17 protein-coding genes are annotated in these 23,671 nt (G+C 55.5%); 2 read left to right on the plus strand and 15 right to left on the minus strand.

Annotated elements, in window-relative coordinates:
• Nucleotides 1-25: 25 nt before the first annotated feature.
• From L579_RS12150 to cysJ, 3 genes are read right to left on the minus strand one after another with little or no spacing between them, the layout of a single operon-like run.
• On the minus strand, nucleotides 26-760 hold the full coding sequence (locus L579_RS12150; RefSeq protein ID WP_021184530.1) for a phosphoadenylyl-sulfate reductase: 735 nt from the start codon (nucleotides 758-760) through the stop codon (nucleotides 26-28).
• Nucleotides 757-2,481 carry an assimilatory sulfite reductase (NADPH) hemoprotein subunit gene (gene cysI, locus L579_RS12155; RefSeq protein WP_021184531.1) on the minus strand — a complete coding sequence of 575 codons (1,725 nt, stop codon included), beginning with the start codon at nucleotides 2,479-2,481 and terminating at the stop codon, nucleotides 757-759. Before cysI ends, L579_RS12150 begins: the two co-directional genes overlap by 4 nt.
• On the minus strand, nucleotides 2,481-4,286 hold the full coding sequence (cysJ, locus tag L579_RS12160) for an NADPH-dependent assimilatory sulfite reductase flavoprotein subunit (RefSeq protein ID WP_021184532.1): 1,806 nt from the start codon (nucleotides 4,284-4,286) through the stop codon (nucleotides 2,481-2,483). The genes cysI and cysJ overlap by 1 nt, the downstream gene beginning before the upstream one ends.
• A gap of 292 nt (nucleotides 4,287-4,578) precedes the next feature.
• Here cysJ and queD point away from each other — a divergent pair, with 292 nt between their 5' ends.
• On the plus strand, nucleotides 4,579-4,941 hold the full coding sequence (gene queD / locus L579_RS12165) for a 6-carboxytetrahydropterin synthase QueD (protein ID WP_190274667.1): 363 nt from the start codon (nucleotides 4,579-4,581) through the stop codon (nucleotides 4,939-4,941).
• A gap of 85 nt (nucleotides 4,942-5,026) precedes the next feature.
• On the opposite strand, the gene queE is transcribed toward queD, so the two are convergent.
• From queE to rlmD, 6 genes are all read right to left on the minus strand, one after another.
• A complete protein-coding gene (gene queE / locus L579_RS12170) occupies nucleotides 5,027-5,698 on the minus strand; it encodes a 7-carboxy-7-deazaguanine synthase QueE (protein WP_021184534.1) in 672 nt (223 codons plus the stop codon).
• A 147-nt stretch (nucleotides 5,699-5,845) separates the two neighbouring features.
• The gene (gene eno, locus L579_RS12175; RefSeq protein ID WP_013510243.1) at nucleotides 5,846-7,144 is read right to left on the minus strand and encodes a phosphopyruvate hydratase; all 1,299 of its coding nucleotides are present in this window, start codon (nucleotides 7,142-7,144) and stop codon (nucleotides 5,846-5,848) included.
• Between the two features lie 75 nt (nucleotides 7,145-7,219).
• Complete coding sequence (gene pyrG / locus L579_RS12180; protein ID WP_036626558.1) at nucleotides 7,220-8,857, minus strand: glutamine hydrolyzing CTP synthase; 1,638 nt, start codon at nucleotides 8,855-8,857, stop codon at nucleotides 7,220-7,222.
• A gap of 254 nt (nucleotides 8,858-9,111) precedes the next feature.
• A complete protein-coding gene (gene mazG, locus L579_RS12185) occupies nucleotides 9,112-9,903 on the minus strand; it encodes a nucleoside triphosphate pyrophosphohydrolase (protein WP_021184536.1) in 792 nt (263 codons plus the stop codon).
• A gap of 154 nt (nucleotides 9,904-10,057) precedes the next feature.
• Nucleotides 10,058-12,289: a GTP diphosphokinase gene (gene relA, locus L579_RS12190; RefSeq protein WP_021184537.1), complete on the minus strand. Its 2,232-nt coding sequence runs from the start codon at nucleotides 12,287-12,289 to the stop codon at nucleotides 10,058-10,060.
• 32 nt (nucleotides 12,290-12,321) lie between these two features.
• Nucleotides 12,322-13,638 carry a 23S rRNA (uracil(1939)-C(5))-methyltransferase RlmD gene (rlmD, locus tag L579_RS12195; protein ID WP_021184538.1) on the minus strand — a complete coding sequence of 439 codons (1,317 nt, stop codon included), beginning with the start codon at nucleotides 13,636-13,638 and terminating at the stop codon, nucleotides 12,322-12,324.
• Between the two features lie 80 nt (nucleotides 13,639-13,718).
• Between rlmD and barA the strand changes: the two genes are divergently transcribed.
• On the plus strand, nucleotides 13,719-16,445 hold the full coding sequence (gene barA / locus L579_RS12200; RefSeq protein WP_021184539.1) for a two-component sensor histidine kinase BarA: 2,727 nt from the start codon (nucleotides 13,719-13,721) through the stop codon (nucleotides 16,443-16,445).
• Between the two features lie 62 nt (nucleotides 16,446-16,507).
• Here barA and L579_RS12205 read toward each other — a convergent pair whose 3' ends face one another.
• The 6 genes from L579_RS12205 to L579_RS12230 all read right to left on the minus strand — a co-directional run bounded on the left by L579_RS12205 (nucleotide 16,508) and on the right by L579_RS12230 (nucleotide 23,478).
• On the minus strand, nucleotides 16,508-17,647 hold the full coding sequence (locus L579_RS12205; RefSeq protein ID WP_021184540.1) for a glycerate kinase: 1,140 nt from the start codon (nucleotides 17,645-17,647) through the stop codon (nucleotides 16,508-16,510).
• Between the two features lie 85 nt (nucleotides 17,648-17,732).
• Entirely contained in the window at nucleotides 17,733-18,617 is an 885-nt protein-coding gene (gene garR / locus L579_RS12210) for a 2-hydroxy-3-oxopropionate reductase (RefSeq protein ID WP_021184541.1), read from the minus strand.
• Nucleotides 18,618-18,636: 19 nt separating this feature from the next.
• On the minus strand, nucleotides 18,637-19,407 hold the full coding sequence (gene garL / locus L579_RS12215) for a 2-dehydro-3-deoxyglucarate aldolase (RefSeq protein ID WP_021184542.1): 771 nt from the start codon (nucleotides 19,405-19,407) through the stop codon (nucleotides 18,637-18,639).
• Nucleotides 19,408-19,433: 26 nt separating this feature from the next.
• Nucleotides 19,434-20,765 (minus strand): glucarate dehydratase, encoded by a 1,332-nt coding sequence (gene gudD, locus L579_RS12220; RefSeq protein ID WP_021184543.1) that lies wholly within the window; start codon nucleotides 20,763-20,765, stop codon nucleotides 19,434-19,436.
• A gap of 10 nt (nucleotides 20,766-20,775) precedes the next feature.
• On the minus strand, nucleotides 20,776-22,122 hold the full coding sequence (locus tag L579_RS12225; protein WP_021184544.1) for an enolase C-terminal domain-like protein: 1,347 nt from the start codon (nucleotides 22,120-22,122) through the stop codon (nucleotides 20,776-20,778).
• A gap of 9 nt (nucleotides 22,123-22,131) precedes the next feature.
• Nucleotides 22,132-23,478, minus strand: a complete 1,347-nt coding sequence (locus L579_RS12230) for an MFS transporter (protein WP_021184545.1) — start codon at nucleotides 23,476-23,478, stop codon at nucleotides 22,132-22,134.
• Nucleotides 23,479-23,671 lie beyond the last annotated feature (193 nt).

Raw genomic sequence — 23,671 nt, forward strand, 5'->3', positions numbered from 1 at the left:
AAATCGCGCCGCTACGGTGAGAAGATTAACCTTCGTGAAGGCCGCACTCGCGCTTCAGCCCAAAGAAACGTGTTTCCTCTTCCGCCATCCCCGGCTCCCACTTCTTGGTGGTATGCGTATCTCCGACAGACAGATAGCCTTCGTCCCACAATGGATGGTATTTCAGACCATGCTGTTTCAGGTACTGATGTACCTGGCGGTTATCCCAGTCGATAATCGGCAGCACTTTAAATACGCCACGCTGAATCGCCAGCACCGGCAAATGCGCGCGGCTGCCGGACTGATCGCGCCGCAGACCCGCAAACCAGGTTTGCGCTCCTAACGTTTCCAGCGCGCGGTTCATCGGTTCCACTTTGTTGATTTGGTTGTATTTCTCGATCCCTTCGACGCCCTGCTCCCACAACTTGCCGTAGCGTGCTTCCTGCCAGGCCGGTGAGGTTTCCGCACGGAACACCTGGAGATTCAGGTTGAGCTTATCGGTCAGCTCATCGATAAAGCGATAGGTTTCCGGGAACAGATAACCGGTATCCGTGAGGATCACCGGAATATCCGGCTGTTGTTGCGTCACCATATGCAGCAACACCGCCGCCTGAATACCAAAGCTGGACGACAGCACAAACGCGCCAGGCAACTGCTTCAGTGCCCAGCCCAGACGCTCTTCTGCCGATTGTTTTTCCAGCTGCGCGTTGGTTTCCGCCAGCGCCATCACACGATCAATTTTGGGTAAATCATTCAGTGCTGCGAGATCGAGTACCGTCATACTGCCTCCGGGTCCCAAAAATCACGGGCGGGGTCAACCACTGGCTTCACGATGCCCGCGCGAATCACGAAGTCGCCAAAACCTTCTTCACCGTTACGCTCTTTTGCCCAGCGTCCAACCAGCTCATCAATGCTGGCGAGGATCTCCCCTTCGTTGATGTTCTCACGATACATGCGCGGAATACGGGTGCCGATGCGGTTGCCGCCAATATGCAGGTTATAACGACCTGGTGCTTTACCCACCAGACCGATTTCGGCCAGCATGGCACGGCCACAGCCGTTAGGACAACCGGTAACGCGTAACACTATGTGCTCATCACCCACGCCGTGGCCGTGCATGATCTCTTCGACCCTGGTCACAAATGAAGGCAGGAAACGTTCGGCTTCAGCCATCGCCAGCGGGCAAGTAGGGAAAGATACACAGGCCATCGAGTTTTCACGTTGCGGCGTCACCTGCTCCATCAAACCGTGTTCACGAGCAATGGCTTCAATCTGCGCTTTCTGTTTCTCCGGCACGCCCGCCACAATCAGGTTTTGGTTAGCGGTGAGGCGGAAATCGCCCTGATGTACTTTGGCGATTTCGGCAATGCCGCGCTTCAGTGGACGGCCCGGATAATCCAGCAGACGGCCGTTTTCAATAAACAGCGTCAGGTGCCACTTCTTATCGACGCCTTTGATCCAGCCAATACGATCGCCACGGCTAGTGAATTCGTACGGACGCGTCGGACCGAAAGTGATACCGGCACGTTTTTCCACTTCAGCTTTAAAGGTTTCCACGCCCACGCGCTCCAGCGTGTATTTGGTTTTGGCGTTTTTACGATCGGTACGGTTGCCCCAGTCACGCTGGGTGGTCACCACCGCCGCCGCGACATCAAGGATCTTCTCCACCGGCAGGAAACCAAACTCGCTGGCGGTGCGCGCATAGGTGGCTTTGTTACCGTGATCGATCGACAGGCCACCGCCCACCAGCAGGTTAAAGCCCACCAGCTTGCCCTTCTCGGCGATGGCGATGAAGTTGAGATCGTTAGCGTGCAGATCCACGTCGTTATGCGGCGGGATCACCACCGTGGTTTTGAACTTACGTGGCAGGTAAGTTTCACCTAGGATCGGCTCCTCATCGGTGGTGGCAACCTTCTCCTGATCCCACCAGATCTCAGCATAGGCGCGCGTTTTCGGCAGCAGATGCTCCGACAGTTTTTTCGCCCACTCGTAAGCTTCCTGATGCAGCGCCGACTCCACCGGGTTCGAGGTACAGAGCACGTTACGGTTTACGTCGTTGGCAGTTGCTAACGCATCGAGGCCCACTTCATGCAGCATCTGATGTGTCGGTTTCACGTTCTTCTTCAGAATGCCGTGAAACTGGAACGTCTGGCGGTTGGTCAGGCGGATGCTGCCATAAATGGTTTTTTCGGTGGCAAACTTATCAATCGCCAGCCACTGGGTTGGCGTGATGATGCCGCCCGGCAGACGGCAGCGCAGCATCATGGCATGACGCGGTTCGAGTTTCTGCGCCGCACGTTCCGCACGGATATCACGATCATCCTGCTGGTACATGCCGTGGAAACGGATCAGCAGGAAGTTATCGCCATTAAAGCCACCGGTCAGGCCATCGTCGAGATCTTCGAGAATGGTGCCGCGCAGATAGTTGCTTTGTTTTTTCAGGCGCTCGGCGTCAACAAGCTTGCCTTCAACGACCAGCGGTCCAGGGTGTTTTTCACTCATTAGTAAACGTCTCGCTGATAACGGCGCTCAATGCGCAGCTCACTTAAAAACTCGTCAGCCGTTTCACGATCCATTGCACCGTGCTCGACCACCACATCCAGTAATGCCTGCTCAACGTCTTTCGCCATGCGATTGGCGTCGCCGCAGACGTAAAGGTGTGCGCCCTCTTCGATCCAGCGCCACACTTCCGCACCTTTAGCGCGGATCTTATCTTGTACGTAAATCTTCTCCGCCTGATCGCGCGACCAGGCAAGGTCGATATTGGTCAGCAAGCCGTCTTTGACATACTTCTGCCATTCAACCTGATACAGGAAATCGTCGGTGAAGTGCGGGTTGCCGAAGAACAACCAGTTTTTACCGCCTGCCCCCTCATTATCGCGCTGCTGCATAAAAGCGCGGAACGGCGCAATACCGGTGCCCGGACCGATCATAATCACCGGGGTTTCCGGGTTGGCAGGCAGACGGAAGTTATCGTTATGTTCGATAAATACCCGGATGTCACTGTCTTCTTCCAGACGATCCGCCAGCCAGGTGGAAGCACCGCCACCACGCTGACGTCCCTCAATCTCGTAGCGCACCGCACCCACCGTGATATGCACTTCAGTCTCGTTCTCAGCCTGTGAAGAGGCGATGGAGTAGAGTCGTGGCGTCAAAGGACGCAGCAGGCTGGTCAACTGTTCTGCATTCAATTCAGTCGGAGCCTGACGCACCATATCGACAATCGGCAGGCTCTGCGCGTAGTGCTGGAGTTTCGGCTTATCACCGACCAGCGCCAGCAGCGCATCGTTACGTGACAACGCGGCGTAGTGTTCAACGATCTGCGGTGTATTAACCGTCAGCTCAAAATGACGTTGCAGTGCCTCCGCCAGCGGCAAGGTCTCACCGTGGATCGTCACCGGCTCATCGCCTTTCAGCCACAACAATTCCAGCAACTCTTTAACCAGCGCCGGATCGTTTTCAAACCAGACACCGAGGGCATCGCCCGGCTGGTAACGCAGACCGGAATCACCGAGATCGATTTCGATATGACGCACATCTTTATCGGAATCACGGCCAGTAATTTTCTGGTTTACGGCAAAGCTGGCAGTCAGCGGAGCTTCTTTGCTGTAGGGGCTGCTGTGGATTTCATTAATGCTACCCGCAGCGGTTACTGCTGCCACGGCTGGCGCTTCGCTCGGCACTCGCGCTTTGAGGATGTCGGTGATCTGCTTACGCCAGGCGCTTGCCTGCTCCGCATATTCCACATCGGCATCGACGCGATCCAGCAAACGTTCTGCGCCCAGTTCAGCCAGGCGGCTGTCGAAATCCTTACCGGCTTTGCTGAAGAATTCGTAGGAGGTGTCGCCCAGGCCGAATACGGCAAAGGCGGCGCCGTTCAGGGTTGGCGCTTTTTTCGACATCAGGAATTTATGTAACGCCACTGCTTCTTCTGGTGGCTCGCCTTCGCCCTGGGTGGAGGTCACCACCACCAGCAGTTTTTCCTGGCCGATTTGTTTAAATTTGTAGTCACCAGCATTGACCAGATTGACGCTCAGTTTTGCCGCCAGCAGGTCATCGCGCAGTTGTTCCGCCAGGCGACGGGCATTGCCGGTTTGCGATGCGGAGATCAACAGGATGGTCGGCGTCTCAGCCTGCACCGGTGCCGGTGTGGCAACGGCACCAGGCGTCTGGTTGACCATGCCCCAGAAATAACCCGAAAGCCATGCCATTTGGGTGGTAGAGAAATCGGTAGTCGCTGCCTGTAAGCGCGCGAGTTGCTCCGGGGTTAGCGGCAGCAGTGAACCTGGGGGTGCCTGAGTCGTCATCGCGTTAAAAATTCCAGTATCAGAAGTCCGGACCGTAAAGTGGCGGAAGAGTGAATAGGTTACCGGCCCGTATATTAACGATTAAATAAAGCTTCGACATAATAAATAACCAAAATGACTAAGTGGTTTTTCGGGTAATGCTAACCAGCAAAAGTGGTAAATAAAGCAATTTATATTCAACGAGTTAATTTATCGCTTCTTCAGGCTGAGTGCGTAAAATGCCCTGTTCAGCGGTAACGGGTGCTAAAAATCTGTATTTCAGGTAGACTTCAGCGGATTTTATGTTGAGGCCATTATGTCTACCACGTTGTTTAAAGAGTTCCAGTTTGAAGCGGCGCACCGCTTACCTCATGTACCTGAGGGGCATAAATGCGGTCGTTTGCACGGCCACTCCTTTCTGGTGCGGCTGGAAATTACCGGGGAAGTGGATGCTTATACCGGTTGGGTTATGGATTTTGCAGAATTGAAAGCGGCCTTTGCACCGCTCTATGATCGCCTCGATCATCACTATCTGAATGACATTCCCGGTCTGGAGAATCCCACCAGTGAAGTGCTGGCAAAATGGATTTGGGATGAGATGAAGCCGATTCTGCCGGAATTGAGCGCTGTGATGATCAAAGAAACCTGCACCGCAGGTTGTGTCTATCGCGGCTAAAAATCGTAGTGGCGCGATTTATCGCGCTTTTGCATTGGCGCTGCGGCCCAAAGATGCGCGATAAATCGCGCCGCTACGGGTGTCATCAGGCGATATTGAGATATTTGTGGGTCTGCATCGACAAACGCCAGTTACGGGCGATGCAGGTTTCAATGCACAGTTTGGTCGCCGCATCACCCCGACTGATCGGCTGTAACGCGATAATACGCGGTTTCTCGTCATGCAATCCCGCCAGCAGCGCATCCAGCGCTTCAATATCCCGCACGCGCGCCACCGGATGTTTAATTTCATCAGCCCGCTGCAACGCCTGCGGCAGCACATCATAGCCACCGCGCATATTCACCTTAGGTGAAACCGTCACCCAGGTAGCGTCGGAACAACGAATTTCATGGGTACCACTGGTTTCAATCTGGCAGGCAAAGCCCGCTGCTTCCAGTGCGCTGGTCAGTGGGCGTAAATCGTAGATGGCCGGTTCACCACCGGTGATCACAATGTGGCGTGCCGTCCAACCCTGGCGCTGAATCGTCTCCAGCAGCATCGCCGGGTCCGCGTTGCCCCAGGCGTCGCTTTCCACTGTTTTGACCAGAATGTCACCAAGCGAGGTCTCCCGATCTGCCAGCTTATCCCAGGTATGTTTGGTATCACACCAGCTACAGCCGACCGGACATCCCTGCAAACGGATGAACAGCGCCGGAACGCCCGTGTAAAAACCTTCGCCCTGTAGTGTCTGGAACATTTCGTTAATCGGGTAGTACATTTTTTACTCACTTCACTCATTCAAGGCGCAGATTATGGCAGATCTGTCACCGGTAACAACAGCGGCTTTACGTCAAAAATGCAAAAGCCCCGCCGGAGCGGGGCTTAGCAACAGGCGACACTGCCTTACGGCAGCATCAGCAGGCGATTACGCCTGGCCTTTAACTTCTTTCAGACCGTTGAAAGGTGCTTTAGCACCCAGCGCTTCTTCGATACGAATCAGCTGGTTGTATTTAGCAACGCGGTCAGAACGGCTCATTGAACCGGTTTTGATCTGGCCAGCCGCAGTACCTACCGCCAGGTCAGCGATGGTTGCATCTTCGGTTTCACCTGAACGGTGAGAGATCACCGCGGTGTAGCCTGCGTCTTTTGCCATCTTGATAGCAGCCAGAGTTTCGGTCAGAGAACCGATCTGGTTGAATTTGATCAGGATGGAGTTAGCGATGCCTTTCTCGATACCTTCTTTCAGGATCTTGGTGTTGGTTACGAACAGGTCGTCACCAACCAGCTGGATTTTGTCGCCCAATACTTTGGTCTGGTAAGCAAAGCCCGCCCAGTCAGACTCGTCCAGACCGTCTTCGATAGAGACGATCGGGTACTGTTTGGTCAGATCTTCCAGGAAGTGAGTGAACTCTTCAGAGGTGAATGCTTTACCGCCTTCACCGGCCAGTACGTATTTGCCGTCTTTGTAGAATTCAGATGCCGCGCAGTCCATCGCCAGGGTGATGTCTTTGCCCAGCTCGTAGCCTGCTGCTTTTACCGCTTCCGCGATAACAGCCAGGGCTTCGGCGTTAGAACCCAGGTTCGGCGCGTAGCCACCTTCGTCACCCACTGCGGTGTTCATGCCTTTGCTTTTCAGCACTTTCGCCAGGTGATGGAAAACTTCAGAACCCATACGGATGGCTTCTTTTACAGTCTTCGCGCCAACCGGCTGAATCATGAATTCCTGGATGTCGACGTTGTTGTCAGCGTGCTCACCACCGTTGATGATGTTCATCATTGGCAGCGGCATAGAGTATTTGCCCGGGGTGCCGTTCAGTTCAGCGATGTGCTCATACAGCGGCTGACCTTTAGAAGCCGCAGCCGCTTTTGCCGCAGCCAGAGAAACGGCCAGAATGGCGTTTGCACCGAAGTTGGATTTGTTCTCAGTACCGTCCAGCTCGATCATGATCTTATCGATGTTCGCCTGGTCTTTGGCATCTTTGCCTTTTACCGCGTCAGCGATCGGACCGTTAACCGCCGCAACCGCTTTGGTCACGCCTTTGCCCAGGAAACGAGATTTGTCACCGTCACGCAGCTCCAGCGCTTCGCGAGAACCGGTTGATGCACCTGACGGGGCAGCAGCCAGACCAACGAAACCACCTTCCAGATGCACTTCTGCTTCTACAGTCGGGTTGCCACGGGAGTCGATAATTTCGCGACCGATGACTTTTACGATTTTGGACATTCGATTTTCCTCAGTACAAGTTAGTCAATCCTAAGACAAACAACGCGCGAAGACTTCGCGCGCTGCTCGTGAAACTTACTTCGCTAACCGCTTCTGGTATTCCTGCGCCGCTTTAACAAAGCCAGCAAACAGTGGATGACCATCGCGCGGGGTCGACGTGAATTCCGGGTGGAACTGACAGGCCACAAACCACGGGTGGTTTGGAATCTCAATGATTTCGACCAGTTGATCGTCACCGGAACGGCCCGCAATGCGCAGACCCGCCGCTTCAATCTGCTTCAACAGCATATTGTTTACTTCATAACGGTGGCGGTGACGTTCAGTGATCACGTCTGAGCCGTACAGCTGGCGTACTTTGCTTTCCGGCGTAAGCTGGCACTGCTGGCTACCCAGACGCATGGTGCCGCCCAGATCGCTCTGCTCGCTACGCACTTCGACGTTGCCTTCTTCGTCACGCCATTCGGTGATCAGCGCAACCACCGGGTACTTACAGTCTGGCACAAATTCAGTTGAGTTGGCGCCAGCCATACCCGCCACATTGCGGGCAAATTCCATCAGTGCAACCTGCATTCCCAGGCAGATACCGAGGTAAGGCACGTTGTTTTCACGCGCGTATTGCGCGGTCATCAGTTTGCCTTCCACCCCACGGTAGCCAAAGCCACCCGGAATCAGGATAGCATCCAGATCTTTCAGTAATTCGACACCACGCGTTTCAACATCCTGCGAATCGATCAGCTTGATGTTAACGGTGACGCGGTTTTTCAGGCCGCCATGTTTCAGCGCTTCAATCACGGATTTGTAGGCATCCGGCAGTTCGACATATTTGCCGACCATACCGATGGTCACTTCGCCGCCCGGATTGGCTTCTTCGTAAATAACCTGCTCCCATTCGGCCAGGTTGGCTTCCGGGGCATTCAGGTTGAAGCGTTTGCAGATGTAGTCATCCAGACCCTGTGATTTCAACAAACCCGGGATCTTGTAGATGGAGTCGACATCTTTCAGTGAAATAACCGCTTTTTCCGGAACGTTACAGAACAGCGCGATTTTGGCGCGTTCGTTAGCCGGTACGGCGCGGTCAGAACGGCAGATCAACACATCCGGCTGAATCCCGATGGAGAGCAGTTCTTTTACCGAATGCTGCGTTGGCTTGGTTTTCACTTCGCCTGCGGCAGCCATGTACGGCACCAGCGTCAGGTGCATATACATGGTGTGTTCACGGCCCACATCGACCGCCATCTGGCGAATCGCTTCGAGGAACGGCAGTGACTCGATATCCCCCACGGTGCCGCCGATTTCCACCAGAACGACGTCGTGACCTTCGCCACCTTCAATGATGCGTTCTTTGATGGCGTTGGTGATGTGTGGGATAACCTGAATGGTCGCGCCCAGATAGTCGCCACGACGCTCTTTGCGCAGCACTTCTGAGTAGATACGACCGGTAGTAAAGTTGTTGCGACGCGTCATTTTGGTACGAATGAAGCGCTCATAGTGACCCAAATCCAGATCGGTTTCGGCCCCGTCATCGGTGACAAAAACTTCACCGTGCTGAGTTGGGCTCATGGTACCCGGATCGACGTTGATGTACGGATCGAGTTTCATGATGGTCACATTCAGACCACGCGCTTCAAGGATGGCTGCGAGGGAGGCTGCGGCAATGCCTTTCCCCAGAGAGGAAACGACCCCGCCGGTCACAAAAATATAGTTCGTTGTCATGCTGAACCTGAGAGTTTAGGTTTAAAGACGGTGGAATAACCAGGACGGGAAAACAGTATACCTGAAGTCGTCACCTGCCACAATTGATCAATCACCACCCTCTCCTCCTACGCAGTGCTGCGGGTAACATAGCGGATAGCCAGGGTTGAAATGTTGACGCACGTCACAAAGTCACCGCATGGCTGAATCGAGTAAGCTCAAGCGGCGATTTTATGCACAGCGCTGGAATAATCAACAAATCGCAGCGGATCACGTTACTCCTTGTTCTCACTGAGTTTCACCTGTTGCCAGGCTTCTTCCATCTGCTCCAGCGTGGCGTCACTCATCGCCATCCCCTGCGCGCCAATCAACGCTTCCACCTGGCGAAAACGGCGTTCAAATTTGTCGTTGGCCTTCTGAAGCGCCACCTCCGCTTTGCTGCCAAGATGGCGAGAAAGATTTACCGTAGCGAATAATAAATCGCCGATTTCTTCCTCAAGTTTGTCACTGTCGACCACCGCCTGCTGCGCTTCGTGCATCACTTCGTCAATCTCTTCATGCACTTTATCCAGCACCGGCCCCAGGCTATTCCAGTCGAAACCGACGTTGCTGCAACGTTTCTGGATTTTGTGCGCACGCATCAACGCGGGCAGCGCTTTAGGGATATCATCCAGCGCCGAATGCTGCGCTTTTTCCGCGCGCTCGCTATGTTTGATGGCTTCCCAGTTTTTCAGCACCTCCTGCGCGTCCTCCGCTTTGACATCGCCAAAGATGTGCGGATGACGGCGTTCGAGTTTATCGCTGATAGCGTTGCAGATATCGTCAAAATCAAAGCGCTGCTGCTCGTTGGCCATTTGCGCGTAAAACACCACCTGAAACAGCAGGTCGCCTAATTCTCCACGTAGATCATCAAAATCTTCACGCTGGATGGCATCGAGTACTTCGTAGGTTTCTTCCAGCGTATAAGGCGCGATTGAGGCGAACGTTTGCTGACGATCCCACGGGCAGCCTTGCTGCGGATCGCGCAGGGTTTGCATGATGGTGAGCAGGCGTTGGAGGGCATTCATGGGCGGATCCTTTAAGAATAAGTTGGGTGCGGTCGGTTACCCTCACCCCGACCCTCTCCCATAAGGGAGAGGGAGATGGGGATGTGCGGCTCGATCAGTTCCCTCTCCCGCTTGCGGGAGAGGGTTAGGGTGAGGGCTAAGGTGAGGGGAAAAATTAGTGTAACCGCCGTGCGTCGATAATATCCGGCACCTGGTTCAGTCGAGCCAGTACGCGGCCCAGCACCTGCTGGTTATAGATCTCGATATCCATATCAATGGTTGCCAGTTGCTTGCGGGTATCGCTGCGGCTGGAGACGCCCAGCACGTTCACCTTCTCATTCGCCAGAATCGTGGTGATATCACGCAGCAGACCGCTACGGTCGTTCGCGGTGACGCGCACCACCAGCGAATAACCACTGGAATAACTTTCGCCCCACACCGCATCGACAATGCGCTCCGGCGCATGGGAGATCAGCTCAGCCAACTGGTCACAATCGGCACGGTGGATCGAGATGCCACGTCCCTGGGTAATAAAACCGACGATATCGTCGCCCGGAATGGGCTGACAGCAACGAGCGATGTGGTGCAGCAGGTTGCCGACCCCTTCCACCACCACGCGGCCACTCTCTTTACGCGCTGACGGCGTATACGATTTCTGCGTCAGTTGGCGCAGTGCTTCGCGATCTTCCTCTTCCGCGCTCGGCTTATTCAGCTTGCCTTGCAGGAAGTTAACCATCTGATTAAGGCGAATATCGCCACCGCCAATCGCCGCCAGCAACTCATCCAACGAGGTGACGTTATAGCGCGGCAGCAGCAGTTTCTCCGCCTCACGCAGGCTGATATCCAGCTGCGTCAACTCCGTATCCAGAATCTGGCGACCAGCAATAATATTCTTGTCGCGATCCTGCTTACGGAACCAGTTGTGAATCTTCGAACGACCACGGCTGGTCGTGATATAGCCGAGGTTCGGGTTAAGCCAGTCGCGGCTCGGGTTGGGCTGCTTCTGGGTGATCACCTCAACCTGGTCACCCATCTGCAACTGATAGGTGAACGGCACGATGCGCCCACCAATTTTCGCGCCGATGCAGCGGTGGCCGATATCGCTGTGGATATGGTAGGCGAAATCGAGCGGGGTTGAACCGGCAGGCAAGTCCACCACATCCCCTTTCGGGGTAAAGACATAAACGCGATCGTCAAACACCTGACTGCGCACTTCTTCCAGCATCTCGCCAGAGTCCGCCATCTCTTCCTGCCAGGTGATTAACTTACGCAGCCAGGCAATACGTTCTTCATGGCCCGCCGCACCGCGTGTATTGCTGCTGGTCGGCCCTTCTTTGTATTTCCAGTGCGCCGCTACACCCAGCTCGGCATCTTCATGCATCTGACGGGTACGGATCTGGATTTCTACCGTTTTGCCCTGCGGCCCCAGCACCACGGTGTGGATGGACTGATAACCATTAGGCTTCGGGTTGGCGACGTAGTCGTCAAACTCGCTGGGCAGGTGACGATACAGGGTATGCACCGTACCCAGCGCACCGTAGCAGTCCTGCAAACGTTCCGCGACGATACGCACCGCGCGCACGTCGAACAACTCATCAAACGCCAGCGATTTTTTCTGCATCTTGCGCCAGATGCTATAGATGTGTTTCGGACGGCCATACACCTCAGCACGCACGCCCTCTTTCTGCATCTCTTTACGCAGGTTATCGACAAAGTTTTCGATGTACTGTTCACGATCGATACGCCGCTCATGCAGCAGCTTAGCAATACGTTTGTATTCATCGGGATGGAGATAGCGGAAGCAGTAATCTTCCAGCTCCCATTTGAGCTGGCCGATACCGAGGCGGTTAGCCAGCGGCGCATAGATATTGGTGCTTTCTTTCGCGGCAAGGACGCGCTCATCTTCCGGCGCGTCTTTCATTTCACGCAGGTGAGCGATACGTTCCGCCAGCTTGATGACGACGCAGCGGAAATCTTCCACCATCGCCAGCAGCATACGGCGCACGTTATCGACCTGTTCAGAGGCCATCGAGTCGTTATGGATCGCTTTCAGCTGACGGATTGCATCCATATCGCGCACGCCATGCACCAGCGAAACAATGCCTTTGCCGACGGTTTGCTCCAGCTCTTCTTCGCTGACCACGTCGGCATTCGCCAGCGGGAAAATCAGCGCGGCACGCAGGCTGTCGATATCCATACTCAGCATCGAGAGAATTTCCACCATCTCGATACCGCGCCACAACAGCAGAGCTTGATCAGGATGGTCGTGCGTTTCGGCTTCACAGTAGCGCCAGGTGTCAGCCAGACGCTGACAGGATTGCGGGTTAGCAATGCCCAAACTGGCAATCCACTGGTCGAGGGCAAACTCCCCCGCCGTATTTAAATGCGCACTTCTAACCGCAACCATATCCTCTCCTGCCACAGCGACTTAGGTGTCGCTTATGTTTTGCTGAACAGCACCATGGATTCGAGATGGCTGGTATGAGGGAACATATCCAGCATCGCGACCCTTTCCAAATGGTAACCCGCTGACAGTAATGTCTGACTGTCGCGGGCAAGTGTTGTCGGGTTACAAGAAACATAGACCACGCGTTCCGGCGCAAGTTTAACAATGTGCGACATCACACCCGCCGCCCCGGCACGCGCCGGGTCCAGTAACACCTTATTAAATCCCTGCGCAGCCCATGCCTGGCGCGCAACGTCTTCCTCCAGGTTATGCTGGAAAAAACGGACATTTTTCAGATTATTCAGGTCTGCATTATACGCTGCCTGCCGTACTAATGCTGCAACGCCCTCCACACCAACGGCATTTTCTACGAACTTTCCTATAGGCAATGTGAAGTTGCCCATGCCGCAAAACAGATCCAGCACCCGGTCCTGTGGCTTCAGGTCGAGCCAGTCGATAGCTTTCGCTACCATTTGCTGATTCACCCCATCATTCACCTGAATGAAATCCTGTGGGCTGAAGGTCAGTTGCAGGTTGAATGAGCGATAAAACGGCGTATCAGGCTTCAGGGCTGTCAGATCATCGCTACCATCAGCGAGATACAGCATCACATCATGTTCATGCGAAAAGCGTTCCAGTTTTGCACGATCGTCTGAGGACAATGCATCAAGATGGCGCAGCACCATCAGCGGGCCATTATCCGCCAGCACCAGTTCAACATGGCCCAGACGTTTCACCGCATTTAAGCCACTGAGGCAGTGGTGCAGAGGCCGTAATAACGCTTCAAGTTCGGGCGCCAGAATGGGGCATTGCGTCAACTCCACCAAATCATTACTGGCCGCCTGGCGAAACCCCATCTGCAAACGCTGCTGTTTTGGTTGCCACTGCAACCCCAAGCGCGCGCGACGACGATAACCCCAGGCGTGGCCGCTGATGATTTCATCGACGCGCACCGGCAAAGGGGCGTCACGACTCAGCATCCTTGCCAGTGCCCTGGCTTTGCTTTGTTCCTGCAACGCCACCGAGACATGCTGTTGCTGGCAACCGCCACACACGCCAAAGTGCGGGCAGCGCGGTGCCACTCGCTCTGCACTGGGATTGGTGATACGCGTAGCTTTTGCGCGCGCGTACTGGCGTTTATCTTCCAACAGCGTCACTTCAGCCTGCTCGCCGGGTAGCGCACCGCTGACAAACATCGCTTTGCCATTATGGCGCGCAACACCTTGTCCAAAGGGATCAAGGTCTTCGATAGTGACGGTAATACGTTGCCTGGTCGTCACCCGCTGTTTTGCGGAGTAAAATTGCGCCATAGTGTTGTAAATTCTCTATTCTGATTGGGTTGTGCAGTTTGCACAGGGATAAACTTGCCAGGAGTCGCCAGGCCTTAATTATGACCAAATACAGCCTGCGGGCGCGAATGATGATCCTGATACTGGCGCCAACGCTGATGATTGGCCTGTTGCTCAGTACTTTTTTCGTGGTTCACCGCTATAACGAATTGCAGCATCAGGTCCAGGATGCGGGTGCGAACATTATCGAGCCGCTGGCGGTTTCCGCCGAATATGGCATGACATGGCACAACCGCGATGCGATACGCGAACTGGTCAGCCTGCTGCATCGCCGACATTCCGATATTGTCCGTGCGATTACCGTTTTCGACAACAACAATCACATCTACGTCACCTCAAATAACAATCAGAACCTCAGTCTGGTGCAGAAAGAGGATATCTCCACGCTGGAAGATGGCGTCTCGGTTGAACGTCGTGGCAACCTGATGGTGCTCCGCACGCCGATCGTGTCGGAGCGCTATTCCGTCGATGAACTGCCGCGCGAAGATGCAAAGCCCACCGGCAATCCGCTGGGTTATGTGGCGATCGAGCTGGATCTGCAATCGGTACGTCTTGAGCAGTACAAAGAGGTGTTTGTCGCCACCCTGCTGCTGCTGTTTTGCCTGTGTATCGCCATGCTGTTCGCCTACCGCCTGATGCGCGACGTCACTGGTCCGATTCGTAATATGGTCACCACCGTGGACCGCATTCGCCGGGGACAGCTCGACAGCCGTGTCGAAGGCTACATGCTGGGCGAGCTGAGCATTCTGAAGAACGGTATCAACGCGATGGCGATGTCGCTGACCGCCTACCATGAAGAGATGCAGCAGAATATTGACCAGGCAACGTACGACCTGCGGGAGACGCTGGAGCAGTTGGAGATCCAAAACGTCGAGCTGGATCTGGCGAAAAAACGCGCCCAGGAAGCGGCGCGCATCAAATCCGAATTCCTGGCTAATATGTCGCATGAACTCCGCACGCCGTTGAACGGGGTGATTGGCTTCACCCGCCAGATGCTGAAAACCGGCCTTAGCACCAACCAGCGCGATTATATGAGCACCATTGAGCGCTCCGCCGCCAACCTGTTGAGCATCATCAATGACGTTCTTGATTTCTCCAAGCTGGAAGCGGGCAAACTGGTGCTGGAGTCGATCCCCTTCCCCCTGCGCGCCACGCTGGATGAAACCCTGGTGTTGCTGGCGCCTTCTGCCCATGAGAAAGGGCTGGAAATCACCGTTTGCCTGGAACAACAGGTGCCGGACAATGTCATTGGCGATCCCCTGCGCCTGCAACAGATTCTGATTAACCTGATCGGCAACGCCATCAAGTTTACCGAACAAGGGCATATCGATCTGCGCGTTGAACTGCGCAATACCAACACCACGCGTGTCGCGCTGGAAATTCAGGTGCACGACACCGGCATTGGTATTTCCGATCAACAACAAACGCAGCTATTCCAGGCATTCCGTCAGGCGGATGCCAGCATCTCGCGCCGTCATGGCGGCACCGGACTGGGTCTGGTGATCACCCAGAAGTTGGTACATGAAATGGGTGGCGAAATCGCTTTCCACAGCCGCCAGGGCGAAGGGTCGACCTTTTGGGTTCATATCCAACTGGATCTCAATCCGAATGCGCCCCCGCATCCGCGTGCGCTGGAGGATTTGCGTCCCTCCCTGTTGGCCTACATCGAGCCACATCCGGCGGTGGCAAAAGCGGTGCTGGAGATGCTGAGCGGCACCCCGTTGCAGGTACATCATGCCGCCACGCTGGAAGAATTGGGCGATGCCCACTTCCCGCTCTTGTTGATGGGGCTTCCGGTTGACGGCAAAACCACATCGGCCTTACCGGATGACCTGATCACGCATCTGTTAAACCGCGCCGATTCGGTGTTGCTGGCGCTCCCCAGTGAAATGATGTTGCATGCCGATGAACTGCGTGCCCGCGGCATTGCCGGTTGCCTGACCAAACCGGTATCGCTGACACGCCTGTTACCGATGCTGCTCGACTTCCACAGCCGACAACGCGAAGCCCTGCCGCGTGGGGCACGCCAACCGTTGACGGTGATGGCGGTAGATGACAATCCGGCCAACCTGAAGTTGATCGGTGCCCTGCTGGAGGAACAGGTCGAACACATCATTCTGTGCGACAACGCCGAACAGGCGATTCGCCAGGCACGTCTGCGCCCGCTGGATGTGATTCTGATGGACATTCAAATGCCGGAGATTGACGGTATCCGCGCCAGTGAGATTATCCGCAGCCTGCCGTTGCATGCAGCAACGCCGATTGTGGCGGTCACTGCCCATGCGCTGGATGGCGAACGCGAGCAGTTGATCAATGCCGGAATGAACGATTATCTGGCGAAGCCGATTGATGAGGATAAACTCAGCCAACTGTTGCAACGTTATGCGCCGCGTAACGTCGCTCTCAGCTCACCCGCCCCGGCGGTGGCCCCTTCACTGGATTGGGCGTTGGCATTACGCCAGGCTGCACATAAGGAGGATCTCGCACGCGATCTGTTGCAGATGCTGCTGGATTTCCTGCCAGAAGTGGCGCAGCGCGTGGAAGAGTGTATGGAAAACAACGATGTGACCGGGCTGCGCGAAATCATTCACAAGCTACATGGCAGCGCCAGCTACAGTGGCGTACCGCGTTTGAAGGAACTGTGTCGGCAACTGGAAAAGAGTCTGCATCAGGAAAGTGATATTGCTGCGCTGGAGCCGGAATTGCTGGAGTTGAGCGACGAAATGGAAAACGTGGCACGCGAAGCGCGCACGTTGTTGCAGGTATAATTCCCCCGTATCACGCAATTTCATGCGCGATACGGGAAAAACCGGCGCGATAAATCGCGCCGCTACAGGCTGTTGCCAACCTTAATCGTTGCCGCCACGTTACGAGCCGTCAGACGCACATTCTGCGCGGCATTCGCCAGCGCTTCTTCCAGCGAGCAGATACCAAACAACACGCTGAATACGGCATCCAGCCCATGTTCATGTACTACGCCCACATCGGCCGTCAAACTGCCCGCAATGCCGATGACCGGCTTATTAAATCGTTTTGCCACCTGCGCCACACCAATCGGCACTTTGCCGTTGATGGTCTGGCTGTCGATGCGACCTTCACCGGTAATCACCAGATCGGCATCATGCACCTGCTCGGCAAGGCCCAGCGCTTCGGTAACAATCTCGATACCGCGACGCAGGTCAGCCTGGCAAAACGCATGCAGCGCCGCACCCATGCCGCCTGCCGCACCGCCACCCGCAATATGCAGCACATCAATATCCAGGTCGCGATGAATAATATCGGCGTAATGCGCCAACGCCCGATCCAATTGCTGTACCAGCTCAGGTGTCGCCCCCTTCTGCGGGCCAAACACCGCCGAAGCCCCTTGTTCTCCGGTGAGCGGATTGGTCACATCACATGCGACTTCGAAACGACACTGCCGAATGCGCGCATCGAGGCCAGCGATTTCAATGCGGGCTAACTGTGGCAAGGCCCCGCCGCCGTAGGCAATCTCGTTGCCCTGCTGATCCAGCAAACGCGCGCCAAGCGCCTGCATCATGCCCGAGCCGCCATCGTTGGTGGCGCTACCGCCAATACCAATGATGATATGTCCCACCCCACGATCCAGCGCGTTCTTGATCAGTTCGCCAGTACCAAAGGAGGTGGTGATCAGTGGGTCACGACGTGAGGTTGGCACCAGCTCCAGACCGCTGGCCGCCGCCATTTCGATAAACGCGGTGCGGGCGTCACCCGACAAACCGTAAAACGCATCAACAGGCTCACCCAGCGGTCCGGTGACCGTCAGCCTGACAATGCTTCCCTGCGTTGCCGCCACCATCGCTTCTACCGTGCCTTCACCACCGTCGGCGACCGGTATTTTTACGTAGTCAGCTTCAGGGAAGATGTCGCGGAATCCCGCTTCTATCGCTGAAGCCACTTCCAGGGCGGATAAACTCTCTTTATACGAATCCGGTGCGATAACGATTTTCATAGGCAATCCGAGCGCGGTTGATGACGGAAATCCGTCCTGCTAAGGCAACCTGGCTGTCCGGTATCAGCGATACCGGACGCGCGAGCTACCGGGTAATCTCAACTTTCGCTAATTTTTCATAATAGCAGGCCAGCGCACTGTGGTCGGCGGTACCCAGACCGTCGGCCTTCAGCGCCTGCATCATCTCCATCACCGCAGCGGTCAGCGGCAATTGCGCACCCACGCCATGCGAAGTGTCCAGCGCATTAGCCAGATCCTTGATGTGCAGATCGATGCGGAAGCCCGGCTTGAAGTTGCGGTCCAGCACCATCGGCGCTTTGGCATCCAGCACCGTGCTGCCTGCCAGACCACCACGAATCGCCTGATAGACCAGTTCCGGGTTTACACCCGCTTTAGTCGCCAGCGACAGCGCTTCAGACATTGCGGCAATATTCAGCGCCACAATCACCTGGTTAGCCAGCTTGGTAACGTTGCCCGCACCGATATCACCGGTGTGGACCACCGAACCCGCCATCGCTTTCATGATGTCGTAGCACTGATCAAACACCGCTTTATCGCCGCCAACCATCACCGACAGCGTGCCTTCAATTGCTTTCGGCTCACCGCCGCTGACCGGCGCATCCAGCATCTTGATGCCTTTCACTGCCAGTGCGTCATGGACTTCACGGCTGGCCAGTGGCGCAATGGAGCTCATATCAATCACGATCAGGCCGGGTTTCGCACCATCAATGATGCCGTTCTCGCCCAGACACACTTCTTTCACCTGCGGTGAGTTTGGCACCATGGTGATCACCACATCTACCAGCTGCGCCACCTCTTTCGCGCTTTTCGCGACTGTAGCCCCCAGCTCAACCAGCTCGGCTTCACTTGCTGCGTTGTTATCACGTACCACCAGCGAATAGCCCGCTTTCAGCAGGTTTTTACTCATCGGTTTGCCCATGATGCCCAGGCCGATAAATCCAATTTTCATTACGTTGCCCCTTGGTCAGTTACTTCTTAAATTTGTCGCACAGCGCCTGTGTGGCGTTGCGGAAAACACCCAGATCGCTGCCAACGGCAACAAAACTGGCTCCCCATTCCAGATAACGACGGGCGTCGGCTTCTACCGGAGCCAGAATGCCGCTCGGCTTACCCGCCGCTTTGGCGCGTTCAAAAATGTATTTAATGACTTTCAGTACTTCCGGATGAGCAGGCTGGCCGAGATAACCCAGCGCAGCAGAGAGATCGCCCGGTCCCACGAAAATGCCATCCACACCTTCCACCGCAGCAATGGCGTCAATGTTGTCCACCGCCAGTTGGGATTCGATCTGCACCAGCACCGTGATGTTGTCGTTGATGGTGGCGTTGTAATCCGGCAGCGTGCCGTACATGTTGCTACGGTGCGATACCGACACACCGCGAATACCGGCTCCCGGATAGCGGGTGGAAGCCACGGCGCGCGTTGCTTCTTCCGCCGTCTCAACAAACGGAATCAGGAAGTTATAGAAACCGATATCCAACAGACGCTTGATGATGATCGGTTCGTTGCAGGGTGGACGTACCACCGGTGCGCTGTGGCTGCCTTTCAGCGCCATCAGTTGCGGAATAAAGGTGGTGATGTCATTCGGCGCGTGTTCGCCATCCAGCACCAGCCAGTCAAAACCCGCCAGCCCCAGGACTTCGGTGGTGATCGGGTTGGCCAGCGCACACCAGCTACCAATCAGGGTTTCTCCTGCCAGCAAACGGCGACGAAACGCATTCGGCCAGGCTGTATTGCTCATTATCTTGACTCCTGTAACGGAAAAAATTAGCGCACCAGGCACGGACGTTTGTTATCAAAAGTCCAGTTGGGCACAAGGAATTGCATCGCCTGAGCGTCATCGCGCGCGCCCAGCCCGTGTTTCTGATACAGCGCATTGGCCTGCATCACCTGATCCATATCCAGCTCAACACCCAGACCTGGTTTCTGCGGCACCTGAACCATGCCGCCTTTGATCTGGAACGGTTCTTTGGTCAGGCGTTGGTTACCTTCCTGCCAAATCCAATGGGTATCGATGGCGGTAATCGCGCCCGGCGCCGCCGCCGCGACATGCGTAAACATCGCCAGCGACACATCGAAATGGTTGTTGGAGTGCGAGCCCCAGGTCAGGCCAAAGTCGTGGCACATTTGCGCCACGCGCACCGAGCCTTGCATGGTCCAGAAGTGAGGATCGGCCAGCGGGATATCGACGGATTGCAGTGACAGGGTGTGGCCCATCTGACGCCAGTCGGTGGCGATCATATTGGTAGCGGTAGGCAGCCCGGTGGCACGACGGAATTCCGCCATCACCTCGCGTCCGGAATAGCCTTGTTCAGCCCCACACGGGTCTTCAGCATAGGCCAACACGCCCTTCAGCTGTTTCCCCAGCAGGATCGCTTCATTCAGCGACCAGGCACCGTTCGGATCGAGGGTGACGCGCGCCTGTGGGAAACGCTTCGCCAGTGCGGTGACCGCCTCGGCCTCTTCACCACCACGCAGCACCCCCCCTTTCAGTTTGAAATCATTGAAGCCGTATTTTTCATACGCCGCTTCCGCGAGACGCACCACGGTATCCGGCGTCAGCGCTTCTTCATGGCGCAGGCGATACCAGTCGCATTTGTCATTTTCCTGGCTCTGGTACGGCAGCGAGGTTTTCTTGCGATCGCCGACGTAGAACAGATAACCCAGCATTTCTACCCGGTCGCGTTGCTGACCATCACCCAGCAACGACGCCACATTGACGCCCAGATGCTGGCCGAGCAGATCGAGCAGTGCCGCCTCAATCCCGGTCACCACATGGATGGTGGTGCGCAGGTCAAACGTCTGGGTGCCACGCCCGCCAGCATCACGGTCGGCAAAGGTACTGCGCACCAGGTTAAGAATGTTTTTGTACTCGCCAACGGTTTTATGTACTACCAGCGCTGCCGCATCTTCCAACGTCTGACGAATCTTCTCGCCGCCCGGAATCTCCCCAACTCCGGTATGGCCCGCATTGTCTTTAATGATGACGATGTTACGGGTGAAGAAAGGGGCATGTGCGCCGCTCAGGTTAAGCAACATGCTGTCATAACCGGCCACCGGAATGACCTGCATGGATGTAATTTTCGGTGTCTGACTCATTTCCTGCTCCTTACACTTTGCTGCGACCGAAGGCCGGACGCTTACGGTCGAACGACCAACCGGGAACCAGATATTGCATCGCCGTGGCGTCGTTGCGCGCGCCTGCCGGCAGAGATTTGTACAGCGCATTGGCTTGTTGCAGACGATCCCAGTCCAGTTCGATGCCGAGGCCGGGTTTGTCCGGTACGGCGATTTTGCCGTTGCGGATTTGCAGCGGCTCTTTGGTCAGACGCTGGTCGCCTTCCTGCCAGATCCAGTGGGTATCAATGGCGGTGGGTTTACCGGGTACGGCCGCGCCAACATGGGTGAACATCGCCAGCGAAATGTCGAAATGGTTGTTGGAGTGGCAACCCCAGGTCAGGCCCCAATCGTCACACAACTGCGCCACGCGCACCGCGCCACTCAGCGTCCAGAAATGCGGGTCAGCCAACGGGATATCGACAGCATTCAACATCACCGCATGGTTCATTTCACGCCAGTTGGTGGCGATCATGTTGGTGGCCACCGGCAGGCCGGTGGCGCGACGGAACTCCGCCATCACCTCGCGACCAGAGTAGCCTTGCTCAGCCCCACAAGGGTCTTCCGCATAGGTCAGGACATCCCCCATGCCTTTACACAGGCTGATGGCCTCATCAAGCAACCAGGCCCCGTTGGGATCGACGGTGATACGCGCATCCGGGAAACGTTTTTTCAACGCCACCGCAGAAGCAATTTCCTGCTCACCCGGCAGCACGCCGCCTTTCAGTTTAAAATCTTTGAAACCGTATTTGTCCTGCGCGGCCTCCGCCAGACGCACTACCGCGTCCGGCGTTAATGCTTCCTGATGGCGCAGGTGATACCAGTCATGGCTGGCAGCTTCGCCGCTCAGATACGGCAGATCGGTTTTACGTCGATCGCCGATGTAGAACAGATAACCGAGGACCACGACTTCATCACGCTGTTGACCGGGGCCAAGCAGCTCCGCCACCGGAACCCCCAGGCACTGACCAAGCAAATCCAGCAGCGCGGCCTCCAGCGCAGCCACCGCGTTGACGCGCAGTTCAAACGTCCACGCACCTTTGCCGAAGGTATCGAAATCCGCCGACTGGTTGCCTTTGTGCACCTGCTGCACCAGGCGATTCATACGCGCCACCTGCTGGCCTTTCACCTGCGGAATCGCATCCACCAACGTCTGATAAATGGTTTCGCCACCCGGCGCCTCACCGACACCGGTATGCCCGGCGCTATCGGTCAGCACCACAATGTTGCGGGTAAAACAAGCGCTGTGTGCGCCGCCGATGTTGAGCAGCATGCTGTCGTAACCGGCAACCGGAATCACCTGCATATCGGTGATAACCGGGGTACTTTGCGTATTCATGCTCTGTCCTTATGCCCGATGTTTCAATTCGACACGTTTGATGTCCCCGGCAATCACCAGGAAGCTGAACGCTGCGACGAAGGCGTGGATACCGACATAAATCAGTGCACCTTCAAAAGAACCGCTGGTGGCAATGATGTAGCCAATAGCGATCGGGGTGACAATGCCGGAGAAGTTACCGAACATGTTGAACAGACCGCCGCTCAGGCCGCTGATCTCTTTCGGCGCGGTATCCGCCATCACTGCCCAGCCCAGCGCCCCGATGCCTTTACCAAAGAACGCCAGTGCCATAAAGAACACCACCACCCACTCAGTTTGGGTGTAGTTACACATCACCATACTGATGGACATCAGCATGCCGACCACAATCGGGGTTTTACGCGCAATGTTCAAAGAACCGGTTTTACGCATCAGGTAATCGGAGATCACCCCGCCCAATACGCCACCAAGGAAGCCGCATATCGCTGGAACGGAGGCGATAAACCCGGCTTTAAGAATCGACATACCACGCGCCTGCACCAGATAGACCGGGAACCAGGTGATAAAGAAGTAGGTCAAGGCGTTGATACAGTACTGGCCGAGATAGATACCCAACATCATGCGAGAGGAGAGCAGCTGTTTGATTTGATAGAACTTCTCTCCCCAGCTGACTTTGTGCTCGGACTTCTTGCTGTCCATATTGATCAGCGCACCGCCCTGCTCCATATACTCCAGCTCAGCCTTGTTGACGCCAGGATGATCGTTAGGATCATGAATCACTTTCAGCCAGATAAAGCTGATGATGATGCCCAGTCCCCCCATAAACCAGAACACATGCGCCCAGCCCACTTCCGAGGTCAGCCAGCCCATAATCGGCGCGAAAATTACCGTGGCAAAGTATTGGGCGGAGTTAAAGATAGCCACGGCAGTGCCGCGCTCTTGCGCAGGGAACCAGGCAGCAACGATACGGCTGTTACCAGGGAACGACGGTGCTTCAGCCAGCCCCACGAGGAAGCGCAACATAAACAACGAAGCCACAATGCCGAAGCCGCTGAACAGGTCGACGAATCCTTGCAGGAAGGTAAACAGCGACCAGGTGAAGATGCTCCAGAAGTAAACGCGTTTGGAGCCGAAGCGGTCGAGCAGCCAACCGCCGGGTATTTGGCCGATAACATAAGCCCATGAGAATGCTGAGAAAATATATCCTAAACCGACCGAGTCAAGGCCGATATCCTTGGACATAGCAGAACCGGCAATCGAAATCGTTGCACGGTCCCCGTAGTTGAAAGAGGTGACGATAAACAACATCACCACAATCCAGTAACGGGCGTTGGTGCGCTTTTGCACCGCTTCCGCTGTCTGGCTAAAACTATTCATGATGCACTCCTGAAATATAGCGGTAGCTACATTCACTCTGACTGCATACACATCGCGTTGGGTATCAGAATGATGTTCGGTTAAACACGGCGATTTTTATATTGGCAATACGATGATGCGTCGTGACGAATAACCTAACGTTGGATAACGAGAGCCAGTATAGGAACAGGCGGAGAGCGAAACACTGGAAGAA

Origin of the sequence: Pantoea sp. AS-PWVM4, assembly GCF_000468095.1 — a bacterium.
GTDB classification, from domain to species: Bacteria; Pseudomonadota; Gammaproteobacteria; order Enterobacterales; family Enterobacteriaceae; genus Pantoea; species Pantoea phytobeneficialis.